Origin of the sequence: Neobacillus massiliamazoniensis (assembly GCF_001048695.1) — a bacterium.
Classification (GTDB): Bacteria; Bacillota; Bacilli; order Bacillales; family Cytobacillaceae; genus Neobacillus; species Neobacillus massiliamazoniensis.
Window position 1 is genome coordinate 1,005,261 of sequence record NZ_CVRB01000003.1, and the last position, 17,081, is coordinate 1,022,341.

General features: G+C 40.6%; 10 protein-coding genes, 16 tRNA genes and 2 rRNA genes. 2 read left to right on the plus strand and 26 right to left on the minus strand.

All coding sequences use genetic code 11. The features are described from left to right. The first annotated feature begins 110 nt into the window (after positions 1–110). Entirely contained in the window at positions 111–404 is a 294-nt protein-coding gene (locus BN1082_RS17640) for a hypothetical protein (RefSeq protein WP_090636407.1), read from the plus strand. Between the two features lie 318 nt (positions 405–722). Here the strand turns inward: BN1082_RS17640 and yhbH are convergent, their stop codons facing one another. The 5 genes from yhbH to queG form a co-directional block, all read right to left on the minus strand. Further along, positions 723–1,889 (minus strand): sporulation protein YhbH, encoded by a 1,167-nt coding sequence (yhbH, locus tag BN1082_RS17645; protein WP_090636409.1) that lies wholly within the window; start codon positions 1,887–1,889, stop codon positions 723–725. A 582-nt stretch (positions 1,890–2,471) separates the two neighbouring features. Further along, entirely contained in the window at positions 2,472–4,367 is a 1,896-nt protein-coding gene (locus tag BN1082_RS17650) for a PrkA family serine protein kinase (RefSeq protein ID WP_090636412.1), read from the minus strand. A gap of 476 nt (positions 4,368–4,843) precedes the next feature. After that, a complete protein-coding gene (trmL, locus tag BN1082_RS17655) occupies positions 4,844–5,332 on the minus strand; it encodes a tRNA (uridine(34)/cytosine(34)/5-carboxymethylaminomethyluridine(34)-2'-O)-methyltransferase TrmL (protein ID WP_090636414.1) in 489 nt (162 codons plus the stop codon). Between the two features lie 57 nt (positions 5,333–5,389). After that, positions 5,390–6,265, minus strand: a complete 876-nt coding sequence (locus BN1082_RS17660) for an amidase domain-containing protein (protein WP_090636417.1) — start codon at positions 6,263–6,265, stop codon at positions 5,390–5,392. A 205-nt stretch (positions 6,266–6,470) separates the two neighbouring features. Then, positions 6,471–7,607, minus strand: coding sequence for a tRNA epoxyqueuosine(34) reductase QueG (gene queG / locus BN1082_RS17665; RefSeq protein ID WP_090636419.1), 1,137 nt, complete (start codon positions 7,605–7,607; stop codon positions 6,471–6,473). 98 nt (positions 7,608–7,705) lie between these two features. Here queG and BN1082_RS17670 point away from each other — a divergent pair, with 98 nt between their 5' ends. Beyond that, entirely contained in the window at positions 7,706–8,377 is a 672-nt protein-coding gene (locus BN1082_RS17670; protein WP_090636421.1) for a B3/B4 domain-containing protein, read from the plus strand. Between the two features lie 508 nt (positions 8,378–8,885). Here the strand turns inward: BN1082_RS17670 and BN1082_RS17675 are convergent. The 21 genes from BN1082_RS17675 to BN1082_RS17775 form a co-directional block, all read right to left on the minus strand. After that, positions 8,886–8,959: transfer RNA gene (locus tag BN1082_RS17675), tRNA-Gly, on the minus strand. Positions 8,960–9,705: 746 nt separating this feature from the next. Beyond that, complete coding sequence (locus tag BN1082_RS17680) at positions 9,706–10,689, minus strand: S66 family peptidase (protein ID WP_090636423.1); 984 nt, start codon at positions 10,687–10,689, stop codon at positions 9,706–9,708. A 616-nt stretch (positions 10,690–11,305) separates the two neighbouring features. Then, positions 11,306–11,893, minus strand: coding sequence for an SMI1/KNR4 family protein (locus tag BN1082_RS17685; protein WP_090636425.1), 588 nt, complete (start codon positions 11,891–11,893; stop codon positions 11,306–11,308). A gap of 157 nt (positions 11,894–12,050) precedes the next feature. Next, the gene (locus tag BN1082_RS17690) at positions 12,051–12,419 is read right to left on the minus strand and encodes a DUF2750 domain-containing protein (RefSeq protein WP_090636428.1); all 369 of its coding nucleotides are present in this window, start codon (positions 12,417–12,419) and stop codon (positions 12,051–12,053) included. A gap of 360 nt (positions 12,420–12,779) precedes the next feature. Next, positions 12,780–12,861: transfer RNA gene (locus tag BN1082_RS17695), tRNA-Leu, on the minus strand. Between the two features lie 7 nt (positions 12,862–12,868). After that, positions 12,869–12,942: transfer RNA gene (locus BN1082_RS17700), tRNA-Cys, on the minus strand. A gap of 8 nt (positions 12,943–12,950) precedes the next feature. After that, positions 12,951–13,025 (minus strand) — tRNA-Gly (locus BN1082_RS17705). Between the two features lie 4 nt (positions 13,026–13,029). After that, a tRNA-Gln gene (locus tag BN1082_RS17710) sits at positions 13,030–13,104 on the minus strand. Between the two features lie 22 nt (positions 13,105–13,126). Next, positions 13,127–13,202, minus strand: a tRNA-His gene (locus BN1082_RS17715). A 15-nt stretch (positions 13,203–13,217) separates the two neighbouring features. Continuing rightward, positions 13,218–13,291, minus strand: a tRNA-Trp gene (locus BN1082_RS17720). A 5-nt stretch (positions 13,292–13,296) separates the two neighbouring features. Continuing rightward, positions 13,297–13,381 (minus strand) — tRNA-Tyr (locus BN1082_RS17725). A gap of 39 nt (positions 13,382–13,420) precedes the next feature. Further along, positions 13,421–13,493, minus strand: a tRNA-Thr gene (locus BN1082_RS17730). A gap of 10 nt (positions 13,494–13,503) precedes the next feature. After that, positions 13,504–13,579: transfer RNA gene (locus BN1082_RS17735), tRNA-Phe, on the minus strand. A gap of 7 nt (positions 13,580–13,586) precedes the next feature. After that, a tRNA-Asp gene (locus BN1082_RS17740) sits at positions 13,587–13,663 on the minus strand. A 3-nt stretch (positions 13,664–13,666) separates the two neighbouring features. After that, positions 13,667–13,740: transfer RNA gene (locus tag BN1082_RS17745), tRNA-Met, on the minus strand. Positions 13,741–13,775: 35 nt separating this feature from the next. After that, positions 13,776–13,851: transfer RNA gene (locus BN1082_RS17750), tRNA-Val, on the minus strand. Positions 13,852–13,854: 3 nt separating this feature from the next. Next, a tRNA-Glu gene (locus BN1082_RS17755) sits at positions 13,855–13,929 on the minus strand. Between the two features lie 20 nt (positions 13,930–13,949). Further along, positions 13,950–14,041: transfer RNA gene (locus BN1082_RS17760), tRNA-Ser, on the minus strand. 6 nt (positions 14,042–14,047) lie between these two features. Next, positions 14,048–14,122: transfer RNA gene (locus BN1082_RS17765), tRNA-Asn, on the minus strand. A 9-nt stretch (positions 14,123–14,131) separates the two neighbouring features. Further along, positions 14,132–14,248, minus strand: a 5S ribosomal RNA gene (gene rrf / locus BN1082_RS17770). A gap of 139 nt (positions 14,249–14,387) precedes the next feature. After that, a 23S ribosomal RNA gene (locus tag BN1082_RS17775) occupies positions 14,388–17,081 on the minus strand; the annotation flags it as partial.

Genomic DNA, 17,081 nt, shown 5'->3' on the forward strand with positions numbered 1-17,081 from the left:
GCGAAGTAGTGTATCCCAACCTTTATTTTTCGAGTTATGTTTGAAATAATCATTATTCACACATTTTATGGTAAAATAATCTAAATATAAAACTAAAGGATGGTATACTTATGACTAGTAGGAACCAAGTCTCATTAAATGAATTAATTAGACATTACCCTTTTCTTGGAACGGATAACTCAACAATTTGGATAACAAATGACAATACTCATTTAGAAATCAGTAAATTTGAACATATGAATCAAATTAAAGGTTGTCTTGGTAATCTTAAAAAAGTCAAAATTGTTATGACTAATCGTTTTTTTGGCGATCAGCTAAAAGAAATTAGTGAGTACTTTGAGGATACAATTAATGATTTGGAAGATAACTTACAAAAACAATTAGAATATCTAACTCGTAAATAGACCGCATTATTGACTTGGACGCGAAGGAAATAAACATATTGCAATTGCGTGTTGAAGGTGAAGCTGAAGTATGGAAAATCTTTTAATTACATTTCCTAATTAGTTTCGATTTAAGAAAACAATCGAACCTCATTAAAACCTTAATACTTGAGAGTAAAGGAAAAAGGCCGAAAGAGTTTAGGCTCTGTCGGCCTTTACCATTTTTCAATTAAGCCTGATTCTCAACTAATCAAATCAATCTTCATCCCTTACATTGTAAGCAAAAGTTTTTACTTTATTTTTGGAGTTTTCCAATTACCAAAAGAGCTGAATTTCATATTACGCATACAATTTTGTTTCTTCTTTTTGGAAAAAGCTTTTCATGGCATGAAAAACATCTGACTTTTGCTTTAGAATATAATAACGGAAATGTTCATCTTTAATATTTTTATAAGCAGACATTAAAGTCGAATGGCGATTGTATTGATTGACTTCTCCATAACCAAACATGTTAGAAACCTTCATTAATTCTTCCACAAGCTTTACGCAGCGTGCGTTATCCGATGTAAGATTATCCCCATCAGAGAAATGGAATGGATAAATGTTGAATTTCCGCGGATTGTACTTGTCTTCAATGATTTCTATTGCTTTGCGGTAGGCAGAAGAACAGATGGTTCCCCCGCTCTCTCCTTTTGAGAAAAAGTCCTCTTCTGAAACTACCTTTGCCTCCGTATGATGGGCGATGAACTCAATCTCAACCGTTTCATATTTTGTTCGTAAAAAGCGTGTCATCCAGAAAAAGAAGCTCCGTGCCATGTATTTTTCCCAGATTCCCATAGAGCCGCTTGTATCCATCATCGCAATGACAACTGCCTTTGAGTCCGGCTTGACAATTTCATTCCATGTTTTAAATTTTAAGTCATCCTTGTAAATGGGATGAAATGAAGGCTTTCCGCTCATGGCATTCCGTTTAAAAGCAGCTAACATGGTTCGTTTCTTATCAATATTACCCATTAACCCTGTTTTTCGAATATCATTGAATTCGATATTTTCAACTAGATGTTCTTCCTGCTCTTTCCGTTTTAAGTTAGGAAGCTCCAATTGCTTGAATAATTGTTCCTCAAGCTCCATTAAGGAAACCTCAGCCTCAAAATAATCCTCTCCGGCCTGATCGCCGGCCCCTTGGCCTTTTCCTGGTCCCTTTTGACCACTTGTACCATCACGTGCTACTATATCACCAACTTGGCTGTCACCGTCACCTTGGCCCACGTGTTTATTTTTGTCATAATTATAACGAATTTTATATTCGTCCAAAGATCGAATCGGAATTTTTACCACATCTCGACCATTTGACATAATAATGCTTTCTTCAGTTATAAGATCTGGAAGATTATTTCGAATCGCCTCCTGGACTTTTTCCTGGTGCCTCTGCTGGTCATCGTGGCCTTTACGGTGGAGGGACCAATCTTCTCTTGAAATCACATACTGATGGTTGTTAACTGTCAATGTAAACCCCTCCTTATGAAATTTTAAAAATAAAATGCACACTTTCTATCAAATGCCATAGTATATCCCGAGTGTAAAAAAACAAATGATTTGGTGATTACTCTATCCTATGCAGAAACGATAAATAATTTACAAATAATTTAGACAATTGGTTATTCGCCTAGAAACAATGGACAAGCAATAACAAAAAGCGGCAGCACCTTGCTCAGCCCCGATATAGGGAGACTTGGCACTGATAAGTGCCTTAGTCTCCCTTAATGCGCACAGAAGGCGTTAGCCTTCTGTAGCCAAGCATAAGACGAGCCGGTAGGATGCCAACACCACTGCATAAGCATCTTTGTAGGCATGCGACGAGGTGAACATTAACTTCTCCGATTTTGCTTTGCCGCAGGAGCAAGAATCAAGATATAAAATTAATATTATTTGGCTTATTACCTCGCGGGGCTAGGCGATCCGCGAGGTATCGCTTCCGGAGCATACTCTTATGGAGCTGGATTCAAAACGGAACGCGCCTTCGAAGTCGAATTTATATAAAAGTAGAAAAAAACAGACTGACAGATACTTGCTGCCAGTCCTGATATATTATCGATTTAATAAACTTCCCACATAACGAAGTAATTCATTTGCAGATGTCGAATTATAGCCATGTTCATCTATCAACCGCGCGACAACCTCGTTAATTTTCTTTAACTGCTGCTCATCAGGCGTTTTCGATGAAGTCGTAATCTTGACAACATCCTTCAGATCGGCAAACAGTTTTTTCTGAATCGCCTCACGGAGTCGATCGTGAGAGTTATAATCGAATCGCTTGCCTTTTCTTGCAAAGGCAGAAATTCTGATCAAGATTTCCTCTCTAAAGGCTTTTTTCGCATTTTCTGAGATGCCGATTTGTTCCTCAATTGAACGCATTAATTTTTCATCAGGATTAATTTCTTCGCCAGTTAATGGGTCACGTAACTTTGATTTATTGCAATACGCTTCGACATTATCAAGATAATTGTTCATTAATGTTTTCGCAGATTCTTCATATGAGTACACAAATGCTTTTTGAACTTCATTTTTCGCAATATTATCATACTCTTTTCGTGCTGAAGAAATATAATTCATATAGCGCTCACGCAGATCATTGGTTATCGATGGATGCTGATCAAGTCCGTCTTTTAATGATCTCAAGACATCTAACGCATTAATAGATGGGACTTCTTTCCGAATAATGGTTGATGAAATTCGATTGATTACATAACGGGGATCAATGCCACTCATTCCTTCATCCGGATACTCCTTCTTAAGCTCATCAACATCTGCGGAATTAAATCCTTCCACATTCTCTCCATCATAAAGGCGCATCTTTTTGACTAAGTCAATATCACCCTTTTTTGGCTCCTTAAGACGGGTAAGAATAGTAAACATGGCAGCAACTCTTAGTGTGTGTGGAGCAATGTGAACATCAGACACATCACTTTCATTAATCATCTTTTCATAAATTCTTTCTTCCTGCGACACCTTTAAATTATAGGGAATTGGCATCACAATAATCCGTGAATGTAGAGCTTCATTTTTCTTATTGGAAATGAAGGAGCGATATTCGGTTTCATTTGTGTGGGCAACGATTAGCTCATCTGCGCTTATAAGCGCAAATCTGCCCGCTTTGAAATTTCCCTCCTGGGTTAACGAAAGCAAATGCCAAAGGAACTTTTCATCACATTTCAGCATTTCCTGGAACTCCATCATTCCCCGATTTGCTTTGTTAAGCTCGCCATCAAATCGATAAGCACGAGGATCCGATTCCGAGCCAAATTCTGCAATAGTGGAAAAATCAATACTTCCGGTTAAATCAGCAATATCCTGTGACTTCGGATCGGACGGACTAAATGTTCCAATACCGGTTCGCTTATCCTCAGAGAAAAAAATCCTTTCCACTAATACATCTTCAATCCTGCCGGCATATTCTTGCTCAAGACGCATCATATTCAGCGGGGAAAGATTGCCTTCAATGCGAATTCCATAATCTTCTTGGAAATCTGTTCGCAAATGATGCGGGATTAAGTGGAGCGGATCCTCGTGCATAGGACATCCTTTAATTGCAAAAATAGAACCCCTATCTGAATGCGAATAACTCTCTAAACCCCTTTTTAACATTGTAACAAGTGTGGACTTTCCACCGCTGACAGGTCCCATTAATAATAATATTCGCTTTCTAACGTCCAACCTTTTGGCTGCTGGGTGGAAGTATTCTTCCACAAGCCGCTCTAAAGCTTCTTCAAGGCCAAACAACTGATTGCAAAAGAATTTATACCTCTTCGTCCCATTCTCTTCTTCGATCCCTGCATCTTTGATCATATTATAAACTCGTGAATGCGCAGACTGTGCTACCCATGGCTTTTCTTTCAACAACTGTAAATAATCAGCGAATGATCCTTCCCAACGGAGTTTTTCTTCTTCTTCACGATACATCTCGATCTTTTTTAAAATATCCATAAGGCCCTCCCCCTGTAGCTTAATCAGAGACGATTAATATACTCTATGCACTTGGTCATTTGAACATGCGTGACCAAGAAGTATTACCATTTTTCTTTTTATTTGAAAATATTGCGCTTTTCATATTTTAAAGTATGCTATAATTAGGATATATGTAAGTATTTATGAAAAATTGGATAATTAGGGGGATATACATACGATGTCACTTTTCCTTATCTTAATGGTTATGATTGCATTTTTAGCAGCGATCTTCACAGCAGGTTATAACGATAAACCAGGTAAAAATTAATTCATTTTAGAAAAGCGGAAGACACCAGACTTTCGGCTTGTGACCTAGAATCAATTGCGCCTCCACCTAAGAATTCACGTTTTTCAGCGCGTGAAGTATCGAAGGATAATTATATGGGACGGACAATAAAAAGCTGCCAAATACGGCAGCTTTTTTTCTTAAACTTGATTTATTTTTTTTAATAAACTTAATAAGTTGGGCCTTTTTCAATTAAATTTGGAAAGTTTTGCTGACGTAATGCTTCGTAAATAAGAATGGCAGCTGTGTTGGATAAATTTAAAGAACGGACATTTTGATTCATAGGAATTCTTAAGCTAACATCCTTATTTTTTTCAATGACATCTTTAGGAAGACCTGTTGTTTCACGCCCAAAAATAAAATAATGATCTTTTGTAATGTCACTATAATCAAAAGTACTATGGGGCTTTTCACCAAATTTTGTTAAATAATAAAATTCTCCATCATTCTTTTCATAAAATTCATCTAAGGAATCATAATAGAAGATATTGACGTATTCCCAATAATCCAAACCAGCTCTTTTTAACATTTTATCATCGGTTGAAAAACCTAAAGGCCTGATTAGATGTAATGCAGTATCGGTTGCGGCGCAAGTTCTTGCAATGTTACCTGTATTGGAAGGGATTTCTGGTTGATATAAGACTACATGAATAGACACAATTTTCACCTCACCTGCAATTATACCACTTGAATCCTGCCTTTCAAGAATTGGTTCTTATTCATCGACAATAGTATAAAATTTATATTTGATATTAGGTGTATATGCAGATGAATCCTCATAAGCCCAATATCGTTGGCGACTGTTGTACGTATGGGCGTTGACTAATGGAAAACCGTTAGCATCTTTTCCGGTAACAATCGTATTATGATTGAAACGACCGTCCCCTTCAAAATCATAACAAATTACATCCCCTAAATGTAATTGGTCGGGACTGCTGACCTCTCTAGCCCTTAAACCAAGCTTAGAATTAGGTAAATAAGTGCGGAGTGAATTTGCAATAGCCCAGCTATAGCTCCAGTTATTACTTTGAAGCCACCAGCCAGTTCCGCGTTTTGGATATCCCCTCATCGGTGCCCCACCGATATGAAGACATTGAGAAATAAAATTAGTACAATCATTTTCAAACCTTTTATAAGCGGGATTATAGCTGTTCCACCAGCGCTCGGCATATTGTACTGCTTTTAAACGATTATATTGATAGCTTATACGCTCTGGTTTTTCTTCTACTGATGAAATTGGTTTTTCAGTTTGAACATCCTGAATGGCCATTGGATTAACTTCCTCATCCATAACCAACATTCCTTTATTAAACTTTGCTATCCTTTCTTCTACCTCCTCTTCCATATAAAATAGACCCTTTTGTTTTATCAAATATTGAAAATGCACTTGATACTTCATTGTTTGAAATTCATTTTCAACCGATTCTTCTACTATGTTCCCCGCTGCTTTTACCTTAATAATTTCTGCTGACCTTTTTGCCATTGACTCTAGTTTCATTTCCGCTTTCGGATAATATTCTTTTTGTTTTCTGGCAGTAGTGACAAATTGCTGAACTCTTTCTTCAAAAAGTTTCTGTAGACAATTCCGCAACCTTACCACACCCCTTTCATTTCATACATATGAAACAAAAAGGGATTTAAAACAGAAAAGCGAAAGGTGCCTATTTATCGGCGACAAGCACAAGACGAGCCGGCCGAAAGGTTGCTTTTTAACCTTTTGGACGGGTTGGCTTATGACCTCGAGCCAATGGCACCTTGAACTGGACAACAAAAATGAGCAAACCACGTAAGTTTGCTCATTTTTCCTTATTTAAGGTTAATCCTTTTATAATTTCATTTTGGACTTCTACATCCGTTTCATACTCTTTTGCCTGTTCGAGTGCATTTAGTGCCGCTTCTTTGCCAATTTTCCCAAGCGCCCATGCGGCAGTTCCTTTCAAGACTGGACTAACTTCCTTTTGTAAGACTTCTACTAATTCAGGAATCGCGGTTTCATCCTTGAAATGGGCAAGGGCAATGATGGCATTCCTCTGGATGGGCTTCTTCCCTCTCCACGAACCTGCAACCGTTCCAAACTTATTTTTAAATTCGCGGTTACTCATTTTTAAGATGGGTTTTAATAGCGGTTTTGCAATTTCAGGATCTGGTTCTAATTCTTTGTGAAAATGAAAATCCTTTCCCTTATTAACAGGGCAAGCAGTCTGACAGGAATCGCAGCCATATATTCGATTACCGATCTTTTCTCTTAATTCGTCTGGAATCATTTCTTTAGTCTGTGTCAAAAACGAGATACAACGTTGGGCATTGATTTGTCCTCCTTGAATCAAAGCACCTGTTGGGCATGCTTCAATACATTTGTTGCATGTTCCACATTGGTCTTCAATAGGGGTATCATGCTCAAACGGAATACTCGTAATCAATTCCCCCAAGTAAATATAGGATCCGAATTCAGGGGTAATAATAGAACAGTTCTTTCCGCTCCAGCCAATTCCCGCCCTCTCAGCAACAGCTCGGTCGGAGAGCTCACCAGTATCGACCATTGGTTTAATTCGGGCATCCGGAACCTGAGATAAAATAAATTCCTCAAGCTTTTTCAATCGATCCCGGAGAACATGATGATAGTCCATTCCCCATGAAGCTCTGGAAAAAATTCCTCTTCGCTCCCCTTTTTTACTTTCAACACGAATTTTCATTTTGGCCGGATACGCAACCGCTATCGATATAATTGAGCGCGGGTCATCTAGTAACAAAGAAGGTGTTACCCTCTTGGCAATATCCGGTTCTTCAAATCCAGATTGATATCCTAGCTCTTGCTGTCTAATCAATCTATTTTTCAATTCCGTAAACGGATCAGCAGTTGTAAAGCCTATTTTATCGATACCAATTACCTTACTATAGGCAATTAGTTCTTCTTTTAGTTTTCTAAAGTCCATTTATATTACCTCCCCACAATCGAGAGTATTGAATGAAATTATAAAGTTCATATCCTTTTATGATAAACTATTTTCAGTGAAATTTGGAGGTGAAACCGTTGGAAATTCAGCTTTCTCACGAACTGCTTGAGAGGATACCTAATCTTAAGCTTGGAATAATTGAATACAAAGATATTACTGTTGGAGTTTCTCCGCAAATGGTAAGAGGTAGACTACAGCTATTTCAAGAATCTATATATTTTGAATTAGATAATAAAAATATGGCGGACTTACCGGGAATTCAAGAATGGCGGCAGATTTTTAAAATGTTCGGAAAGGACCCAAACCGTTATCGTCATTCTGCAGAAGCACTCATGAGGAGAATACAAAAACAAAATTATCTTTCATCTGTTCAAAGTGCTATTGATTTAAATAATTTCTTTTCCCTACAGTATCAAGTGCCAATCGGCATCTATGATCAGGATTTATTAACAGGACCACTAACTGTTCGAATTGGTCTGGAGGGGGAGGAATACCTCGGTTTAAATGGTCGAGAGAATTCTCTACAAAACCTAATTATTTCAGTTGACAAAAACGGACCGTTTGGAAGCCCTTTTGTTGATTCAGACAGAACCCAAGTAACATTTTCAACGAAAAATGCTCTGCAAATTATTTACCTAAGACCTTCAACTGATTTAGCAAACGCTAAAAAGCTAACCGAGTCATTGATGAACATGTTTAATCAAATACACGGCGGGGAGTCCTCCTTCCGAATACTTGGATGCCAGTAAGGCATCTTTTTTATCGGCTGTTTTTGTAAACATTGTTGTTATTAGTAAACTTTATGATATTTATGTGGATACCGTGGCCTATTGGCCGTCTTTAGCCATCAAGAACTCTCTATGAGCGCTTTTTTCCTCTTTTTCCTCAAAAAAGAAAACGGGCGTTGTTCAGCTTTCTCAACGACCTTTTTAATGCTTTTTCCTTGAGAAAGGGCGTTGATCACCTCTCTCAACGACCGTTTTTACGTTTTTCCCTTGAGAAAGAGCGTTGATGGCCTCTCTCAACGACCGTTTTTATGATTTTTCCTCGAGAAAGGGCGTTGATGGCCTTTCTCAATGATCTTTTTTACGATTTTTCCTTGAGAAAGGGCGTTGACCACCTCTCTCAATGACCATTTATATGCTTTTTCCTTAAATATGGTCGTTGATCACCTGATTTTTCCTAATAGAATAAAAAATAAAAAAACGCAGTACAACGTTCTTTATCGAAACGGCACACTGCGTTAGTTACTATGTATGGAGCGGGTGATGGGAATCGAACCCACAACAACAGCTTGGAAGGCTGTGGTTTTACCACTAAACTACACCCGCAAATAATAAAGGTAAATCAATTAGCTGACCTTATCTATATTACATATTTCCCACAAAAACGTCAAGGTTTTTTCGCAAAATTTGTCGATTTTTTTATCCTAGGTTATTCGGCACTAAAAAAAACCCAACCTCGAACTTGATAGATCTAGCAATAAACTACTACCTCCCCATATTGCGTTAAATAAATTGCAACGATTAGAGCATAGCACTTTCTGGTCTTTGGTAATTTTTCAGCTCGTTTGACTGAACAGCTCAAGAAAGGGAATAGGAAGATGGAAAGTTATTTTACAGAAAAAGATTTGCCTAATATGCGAAGATCATTTCTTTCTTTTTACAAAGATGAAAAACTGGTGGCTTTAGAGCATTTAACGGATTAAATGAAGAACTAACTCTAACGGTGATTCAAGAAATTTTTGAAGGCTTAACAACTTCGTTTTTAAATATTAGTGAAAAAGAATATGCTGCTAGAACCTTGAACCAAATAAAATATGATGTAGATTATTCATTTTCTAAATGTAATCAAGGTCCACCAATAAAAAAATTCTTTAGGAAGGTATCCGAATTCTGTTTTAGTTCACATTTGAATTCTATCTGCTAATTCAAAAACGTAAACCAAATGCAGAAACTTCTTGAGGAATTTTACACATAAATTAAAGTAATACCAAATAAGTTATATTTCTTTTTTAATATACAAGCATAACTAATTTGAGATCAGTATTAACTTTAACCAGGAATGCTCTTCACAATTAAAAGGTCAAAATTCGAACTTTTTTTTGCGTTGCATTTATTTCGATGGTTGCTCCAATTGGCATTGTTACAATAGGGTGTGTATGACAGCAATCAAAATCCGCTAAGATTGGGATATTCGTATCTTTGATTACTTCGAGTAAAATGTCATATGGTGTTAGCCCTGTTCCTTGATCGTCAAATTGTTCATGTTTTCCTAAGATTATACCGCCAACTTTTTCAAATACACCGTTTATTTTTAGGAAACTAAAATTCTTTTCAACTATCGCTGCTGTTTTTTTACAGTCTTCAATCATTAAAATATCTCCCTTATGAATAGCGGGCATATAAAGACTTCCCCATATACTTAACATTGTCGTTAAATTCCCGGCTATTAACCGCCCTGTTGCTACACCTTCTTTTACACAAATCCATTCATTTGTATAACTTTTTTTAGGACGATTTTGTGTCTGCCAATTTAATTGCTCATCTGTCCAAAAAGGATATAGCGGATACTCATATGGAAGTTCTTCTTTTTTTATTATCACATCTTCAAATGATGAAAATGTGTCATTCACATACGGAGGAAATTCTCCCAATGATGAAATCAAGGAAGGGCCATAAAATGTTTTAATGCCTGTTTTAGCATAAATACCTAACAAAATTGCTGTGACATCTGAATATCCAACAAAAATTTTAGGGTGTTTTTTTATTTCTTCATAATCTAAGTAGGGAAGCAAAGAATTTGAATTGCTTCCTCCAACAGATGACATAATACATTTAATTTCTATATTTCGAATAAGTTCATTCAACTCTTGAGCACGACTTTCTATACTCCCAGATCGATACCCATCATGCTTTCCAGTAAGGCTTCCATCAACTATACTAAATCCTTTACTTTCCATAAACTGTTTGGAACGTTTGAATCTATTAGGTGATGTAAATGTACCAGGCAATGATGGTGAAAAAATACCAATTCGGTCTCCTTTTTTTAACTGAAACAAACCTTTTCACTCCTATTTATGTATTACCTGTAATATACACCTATTTCATTTATTCCACTACCAGTTTAGACAGTTCTGATAATCTCAACTTCGATTAAAAGGTGTCATTCCAACAAATATATCCATGCAGCTAGCTTTCCATCTCTAATAACTATAATAATTCTTGAATGTCGAATTTTAAGTTGTCCTCGTCTTGACATCAAATCTCCCCATGCATAAGATTCGAAGCACTCGATTTTAGTAAATTTCAGTCGTATTTAAGAAAATAAAAAAGACCTTCAACATGAACTGTTGAAAGTCTTTAGCATCAAGGATTCTCACCTTGAAATCAATACCGGTGGTCGGGGTCGAACCGACACTCCTCACGGAACACGATTTTGAGTCGTGCTAAAAATTCAATTACGAAATTATGTACGAGATATGCCGTCCATTCAACGTTTTCTTACGTTCGACTGCTAAAAACGAAAAAGTTCATTCGCACGATTACCTGTTGGCATACATTATATCAACTATGGACGGTATTGCATAGACCCTCGAGGGTTACGTTTTACCGTAAAATTTTTAAAATAGATTGGGCTATGTAAACCGACTGATTTCGTTTAGATAATTTCGAGTTTTATATTGTAGGAATTGAACTGTCTATTTCATAGCCATTTTCATCAAAAAGCGTTTGAACACGGGAAGTTTCGCTGTTTAACCAATTAGAAAAATTGTTCCATTCTTGTAGAATATTCGTAGTCCATCGTTCAATTCGGAATACTTTGGGATTTTCTGATTCAGATGTATCCATCACAACATGAGAACCATCCCAAGAATAGCTGCCGAATATTAACCAACTGTTTGGACATTCTTTGTGTCTCCCACTATCTAGGGTGACTAAGTCATACGGTTGGATAGATTCATTACCAGTTCGTACATAGGAAGTTCTCAATCCGTTTACACAAAAAACATCAGAAAAAAGATTAATACCGTTCATTTTTCGGTAAAATTCCTTTAAAACTTCTGGGATTTTTTTTGAAACTACATTGCGTTCTAAGGCATTAATCGCTTCATCAGTTAACGGGGCATATATCTCGTGCAACCACGCTTCGGGGAAAATTTTAGGTACATGGCAAATAATTTCTGTGCCGTTGTTAAGTTTACGAAAACCCTTTTCTTTCCACTTTTCTAAAATATTTAACGTATCATCGATTTGCAAATACATGAGTAAAACTCCTTAAATGATAATATTATGTCTAGAGTACGAGATTTCTCATCCATGTTCGTCCATCACTAGGCACATCCGATATAACAGATGGGCTCGATTTTGTGATAGGGTAGCCCTCGTATTAAGACGATCCTTTTTTGTGAAGGAAGCACTTTTATTTTCCTAATGTCTCTTCCAATTCTTTTAACAGGTCGTACGGTTCAACTTCTAACCCAATTAACTTCGCATTCCAGTTAACACCGACTAACAATTCATCTTCATTCATTCCGTATATCCAATTATTCATAAATTCCTCTAATGGTATGGATGTTGGTTTATAGTGTGACCATTCTTCCACAGCACATTGTCGTGCATATGCTTCATCCGACCAAAAAAGTATAACTACGGTATCTTCATATTCGTTCGATTCACATACACACCATCCATCTTCACCCTTTAATCCCCAAACAGTCTTACTTTCAGAAACCCTCTTAATAAAATTTTCATAGCGTCTTTTGGAATTTATAATTAAATCAAGTTCCATTGCTAATCACCTCTTTTCTATGTTAATCTGATTCAATATTCTTCGAAATTATTAATATCTCTTCCTTCACATAACAGTTGCATTTACAATTTTTCGATTTTTAGTGTACACCCTTAGAGATTCCTCGTCCATGTTGATCCTACTTTTTTAGTCTCCATAATCCGTATTTCCCGTTGATCCAACACGTTTTTTCTTCTACTCATCGACTTGTCTGACCTCCAATGCGTATTAACAGGTGCGTCAGATTTGAACTTATTCGTAGACGGTTTTTATAGTAACGAAAAAAGCGTCCCCACCGTAGCAGGAACGCCTAAAACGTTGATATGACGAGCATTCTCGTTTTTCTTTCGTAAAAAATGATACCGGTGGTCGGGGTCGAACCGACACTCCTCACGGAACACGATTTTGAGTCGTGCGCGTCTGCCAATTCCGCCACACCGGCATATTTATGGAGGCGGCAACCGGATTTGAACCGGTGGTAAAGGTGTTGCAGACCTGTGCCTTACCACTTGGCTATGCCGCCATACTTTTTGGAGCGGAAGACGGGATTCGAACCCGCGACCCCCACCTTGGCAAGGTGGTGTTCTACCACTGAACTACTTCCGCAAATTGGCTGGGCTAGCTGGATTTGAACCAACGAATGACGGAGTCAAAGTCCGTTGCCTTACCGCTTGGCTATAGCCCAATAATTTACCTTAAAGATTTTATGGGGCGGCTGATGGGAATCGAACCCACGAATGTCGGAACCACAATCCGATGCGTTAACCACTTCGCCACAACCGCCATTATAAAATTGTTTGGCAGGGGTAGTAGGAATTGAACCCACACCAAAGGTTTTGGAGACCTTCGTTCTACCTTTAAACTATACCCCTATAAATGGTGGAGGGGGACGGATTCGAACCGCCGAACCCTGAGGGAGCGGATTTACAGTCCGCCGCGTTTAGCCACTTCGCTACCCCTCCACTAATATTAAGATTACATTCCAAATTGCCAGCTATAAGTGCCGACGAGAGGAATCGAACCCCCAACCTACTGATTACGATTCAGTTGCTCTACCAATTGAGCTACATCGGCTCAGTAAAAATGGTGGCTCAGGACGGAATCGAACCGCCGACACAAGGATTTTCAGTCCTTTGCTCTACCGACTGAGCTACTGAGCCATAAAGATGGCGGTCTGGACGGGACTCGAACCCGCGACCTCCTGCGTGACAGGCAGGCATTCTAACCAACTGAACTACCAGACCAAATTGCGGGGACAGGATTTGAACCTGCGACCTTCGGGTTATGAGCCCGACGAGCTACCGGACTGCTCCACCCCGCGACGGTAATAAATTTTATTTAAATAAGTAAATCTAATGGTGGAGGATGACGGGATCGAACCGCCGACCCTCTGCTTGTAAGGCAGATGCTCTCCCAGCTGAGCTAATCCTCCATATGGTGACCCGTACGGGATTCGAACCCGTGTTACCGCCGTGAAAGGGCGGTGTCTTAACCGCTTGACCAACGGGCCATACAAGATTAATATTATTATGGCGGAGAGCAAGGGATTTGAACCCTTGAGACAGGGTTACCCGCCTACACGATTTCCAATCGTGCTCCTTCGGCCACTCGGACAGCTCTCCATAATATGGCTCCGCAGGTAGGACTCGAACCTACGACCGATCGGTTAACAGCCGATAGCTCTACCACTGAGCTACTGCGGAACAATACTAGCCTGGCAACGTCTTACTCTCACAGGGGGATAGCCCCCAACTACCATCAGCGCTGAGAAGCTTAACTTCCGTGTTCGGTATGGGAACGGGTGTGACCTTCTCGCTATCGCCACCAGACTATTTTTTTAGACACTATTTTATTGTAATGTCTTTTTGATATTTTTCAAGAGGTAATTTAAAATTTATCATTCCCTCAAAACTAGATAATACAGAAGAAATAAGTTTGAACCAGTAAGCCTTGTTCATATAATATGACTTGGTTAAGTCCTCGATCGATTAGTATCAGTCAGCTCCACATGTTACCACGCTTCCACCTCTGACCTATCAACCTGATCATCTTTCAGGGATCTTACTAGCTTGCGCTATGGGAAATCTCATCTTGAGGGGGGCTTCATGCTTAGATGCTTTCAGCACTTATCCCGTCCGCACATAGCTACCCAGCGATGCCTTTGGCAAGACAACTGGTACACCAGCGGTGCGTCCATCCCGGTCCTCTCGTACTAAGGACAGCTCCTCTCAAATTTCCTGCGCCCACGACGGATAGGGACCGAACTGTCTCACGACGTTCTGAACCCAGCTCGCGTACCGCTTTAATGGGCGAACAGCCCAACCCTTGGGACCGACTACAGCCCCAGGATGCGATGAGCCGACATCGAGGTGCCAAACCTCCCCGTCGATGTGGACTCTTGGGGGAGATAAGCCTGTTATCCCCAGGGTAGCTTTTATCCGTTGAGCGATGGCCCTTCCATGCGGAACCACCGGATCACTAAGCCCGACTTTCGTCCCTGCTCGACTTGTAGGTCTCGCAGTCAAGCTCCCTTGTGCCTTTACACTCTGCGAATGATTTCCAACCATTCTGAGGGAACCTTTGGGCGCCTCCGTTACTCTTTAGGAGGCGACCGCCCCAGTCAAACTGCCCACCTGACACTGTCTCCCACCCCGATCAGGGGTGCGGGTTAGAATTTCAATACAGCCAGGGTAGTATCCCACCGACGCCTCCACCGAAGCTGGCGCTCCGGCTTCTCAGGCTCCTACCTATCCTGTACAAGCTGTACCAAAATTCAATATCAGGCTACAGTAAAGCTCCATGGGGTCTTTCCGTCCTGTCGCGGGTAACCTGCATCTTCACAGGTACTATAATTTCACCGAGTCTCTCGTTGAGACAGTGCCCAGATCGTTACGCCTTTCGTGCGGGTCGGAACTTACCCGACAAGGAATTTCGCTACCTTAGGACCGTTATAGTTACGGCCGCCGTTTACTGGGGCTTCGATTCAGAGCTTCGCTTGCGCTAACCCCTCCTCTTAACCTTCCAGCACCGGGCAGGCGTCAGCCCCTATACTTCGCCTTGCGGCTTCGCAGAGACCTGTGTTTTTGCTAAACAGTCGCCTGGGCCTATTCACTGCGGCTCTTCCGGGCTTTAACACCCAAAAAAGCACCCCTTCTCCCGAAGTTACGGGGTCATTTTGCCGAGTTCCTTAACGAGAGTTCTCTCGCTCACCTTAGGATTCTCTCCTCGCCTACCTGTGTCGGTTTGCGGTACGGGCACCTTTTATCTCGCTAGAGGCTTTTCTTGGCAGTGTGGAATCAGGAACTTCGGTACTAAATTTCCCTCGCTATCACAGCTCAGCCTTAATGGTAATGGGATTTGCCTCATTACCAGCCTAACTGCTTAGACGCACATATCCGACAGTGCGCTTACCCTATCCTCCTGCGTCCCCCCATTGCTCAAACGATAAAGAGGTGGTACAGGAATATCAACCTGTTGTCCATCGCCTACGCCTTTCGGCCTCGGCTTAGGTCCCGACTAACCCTGAGCGGACGAGCCTTCCTCAGGAAACCTTAGGCATTCGGTGGATGAGATTCTCACTCATCTTTCGCTACTCATACCGGCATTCTCACTTCTAAGCGCTCCACAGGTCCTTCCGATCCTGCTTCAACGCCCTTAGAACGCTCTCCTACCGCGGACACCATACGGTGTCCACCCACAGCTTCGGTGATACGTTTAGCCCCGGTACATTTTCGGCGCAGAGTCACTCGACCAGTGAGCTATTACGCACTCTTTAAATGGTGGCTGCTTCTAAGCCAACATCCTGGTTGTCTAAGCAACTCCACATCCTTTTCCACTTAACGTATACTTTGGGACCTTAGCTGGTGGTCTGGGCTGTTTCCCTTTTGACTACGGATCTTATCACTCGCAGTCTGACTCCCACGGATAAGTCTTTGGCATTCGGAGTTTGTCTGAATTCGGTAACCCGATGAGGGCCCCTAGTCCAAACAGTGCTCTACCTCCAAGACTCTTACTACGTGAGGCTAGCCCTAAAGCTATTTCGGAGAGAACCAGCTATCTCCAAGTTCGATTGGAATTTCTCCGCTACCCACACCTCATCCCCGCACTTTTCAACGTGCGTGGGTTCGGGCCTCCATCCAGTGTTACCTGGACTTCACCCTGGACATGGGTAGATCACCTGGTTTCGGGTCTACGACCACATACTCATTCGCCCTATTCAGACTCGCTTTCGCTGCGGCTCCGTCTCTTCAACTTAACCTTGCATGTAATCGTAACTCGCCGGTTCATTCTACAAAAGGCACGCCATCACCCATAAACGGGCTCTGACTACTTGTAGGCACACGGTTTCAGGAACTGTTTCACTCCCCTTCCGGGGTGCTTTTCACCTTTCCCTCACGGTACTGGTTCACTATCGGTCACTAGGGAGTATTTAGCCTTGGGAGATGGTCCTCCCTGCTTCCGACCGGATTTCACGTGTCCGGCCGTACTCAGGATCCACTCAGGAGGGAACGAAGTTTCAACTACAGGGTTTTTACCTTCTATGACGGACCTTTCCAGATCGCTTCATTTACCCCGTTCCTTTGTAACTCCATGTTGAGTGTCCTACAACCCCGAAAGGCAAGCCTTTCGGTTTGGGCTGTTCCCGTTTCGCTCGCCGCTACA

Bases quoted from the DNA above. Each gene is read 5' to 3' on its own strand.
- BN1082_RS17685 (WP_090636425.1), bottom strand. From the start codon at position 11,893: ATGTATTTGCAAATCGATGATACGTTAAATATTTTAGAAAAGTGGAAA.
- queG (WP_090636419.1), bottom strand. From the start codon at position 7,607: ATGGACTTTAGAAAACTAAAAGAAGAACTAATTGCCTATAGTAAGGTA.
- BN1082_RS17640 (WP_090636407.1), top strand. From the start codon at position 111: ATGACTAGTAGGAACCAAGTCTCATTAAATGAATTAATTAGACATTAC.
- BN1082_RS17690 (WP_090636428.1), bottom strand. From the start codon at position 12,419: ATGGAACTTGATTTAATTATAAATTCCAAAAGACGCTATGAAAATTTT.
- BN1082_RS17650 (WP_090636412.1), bottom strand. From the start codon at position 4,367: ATGGATATTTTAAAAAAGATCGAGATGTATCGTGAAGAAGAAGAAAAA.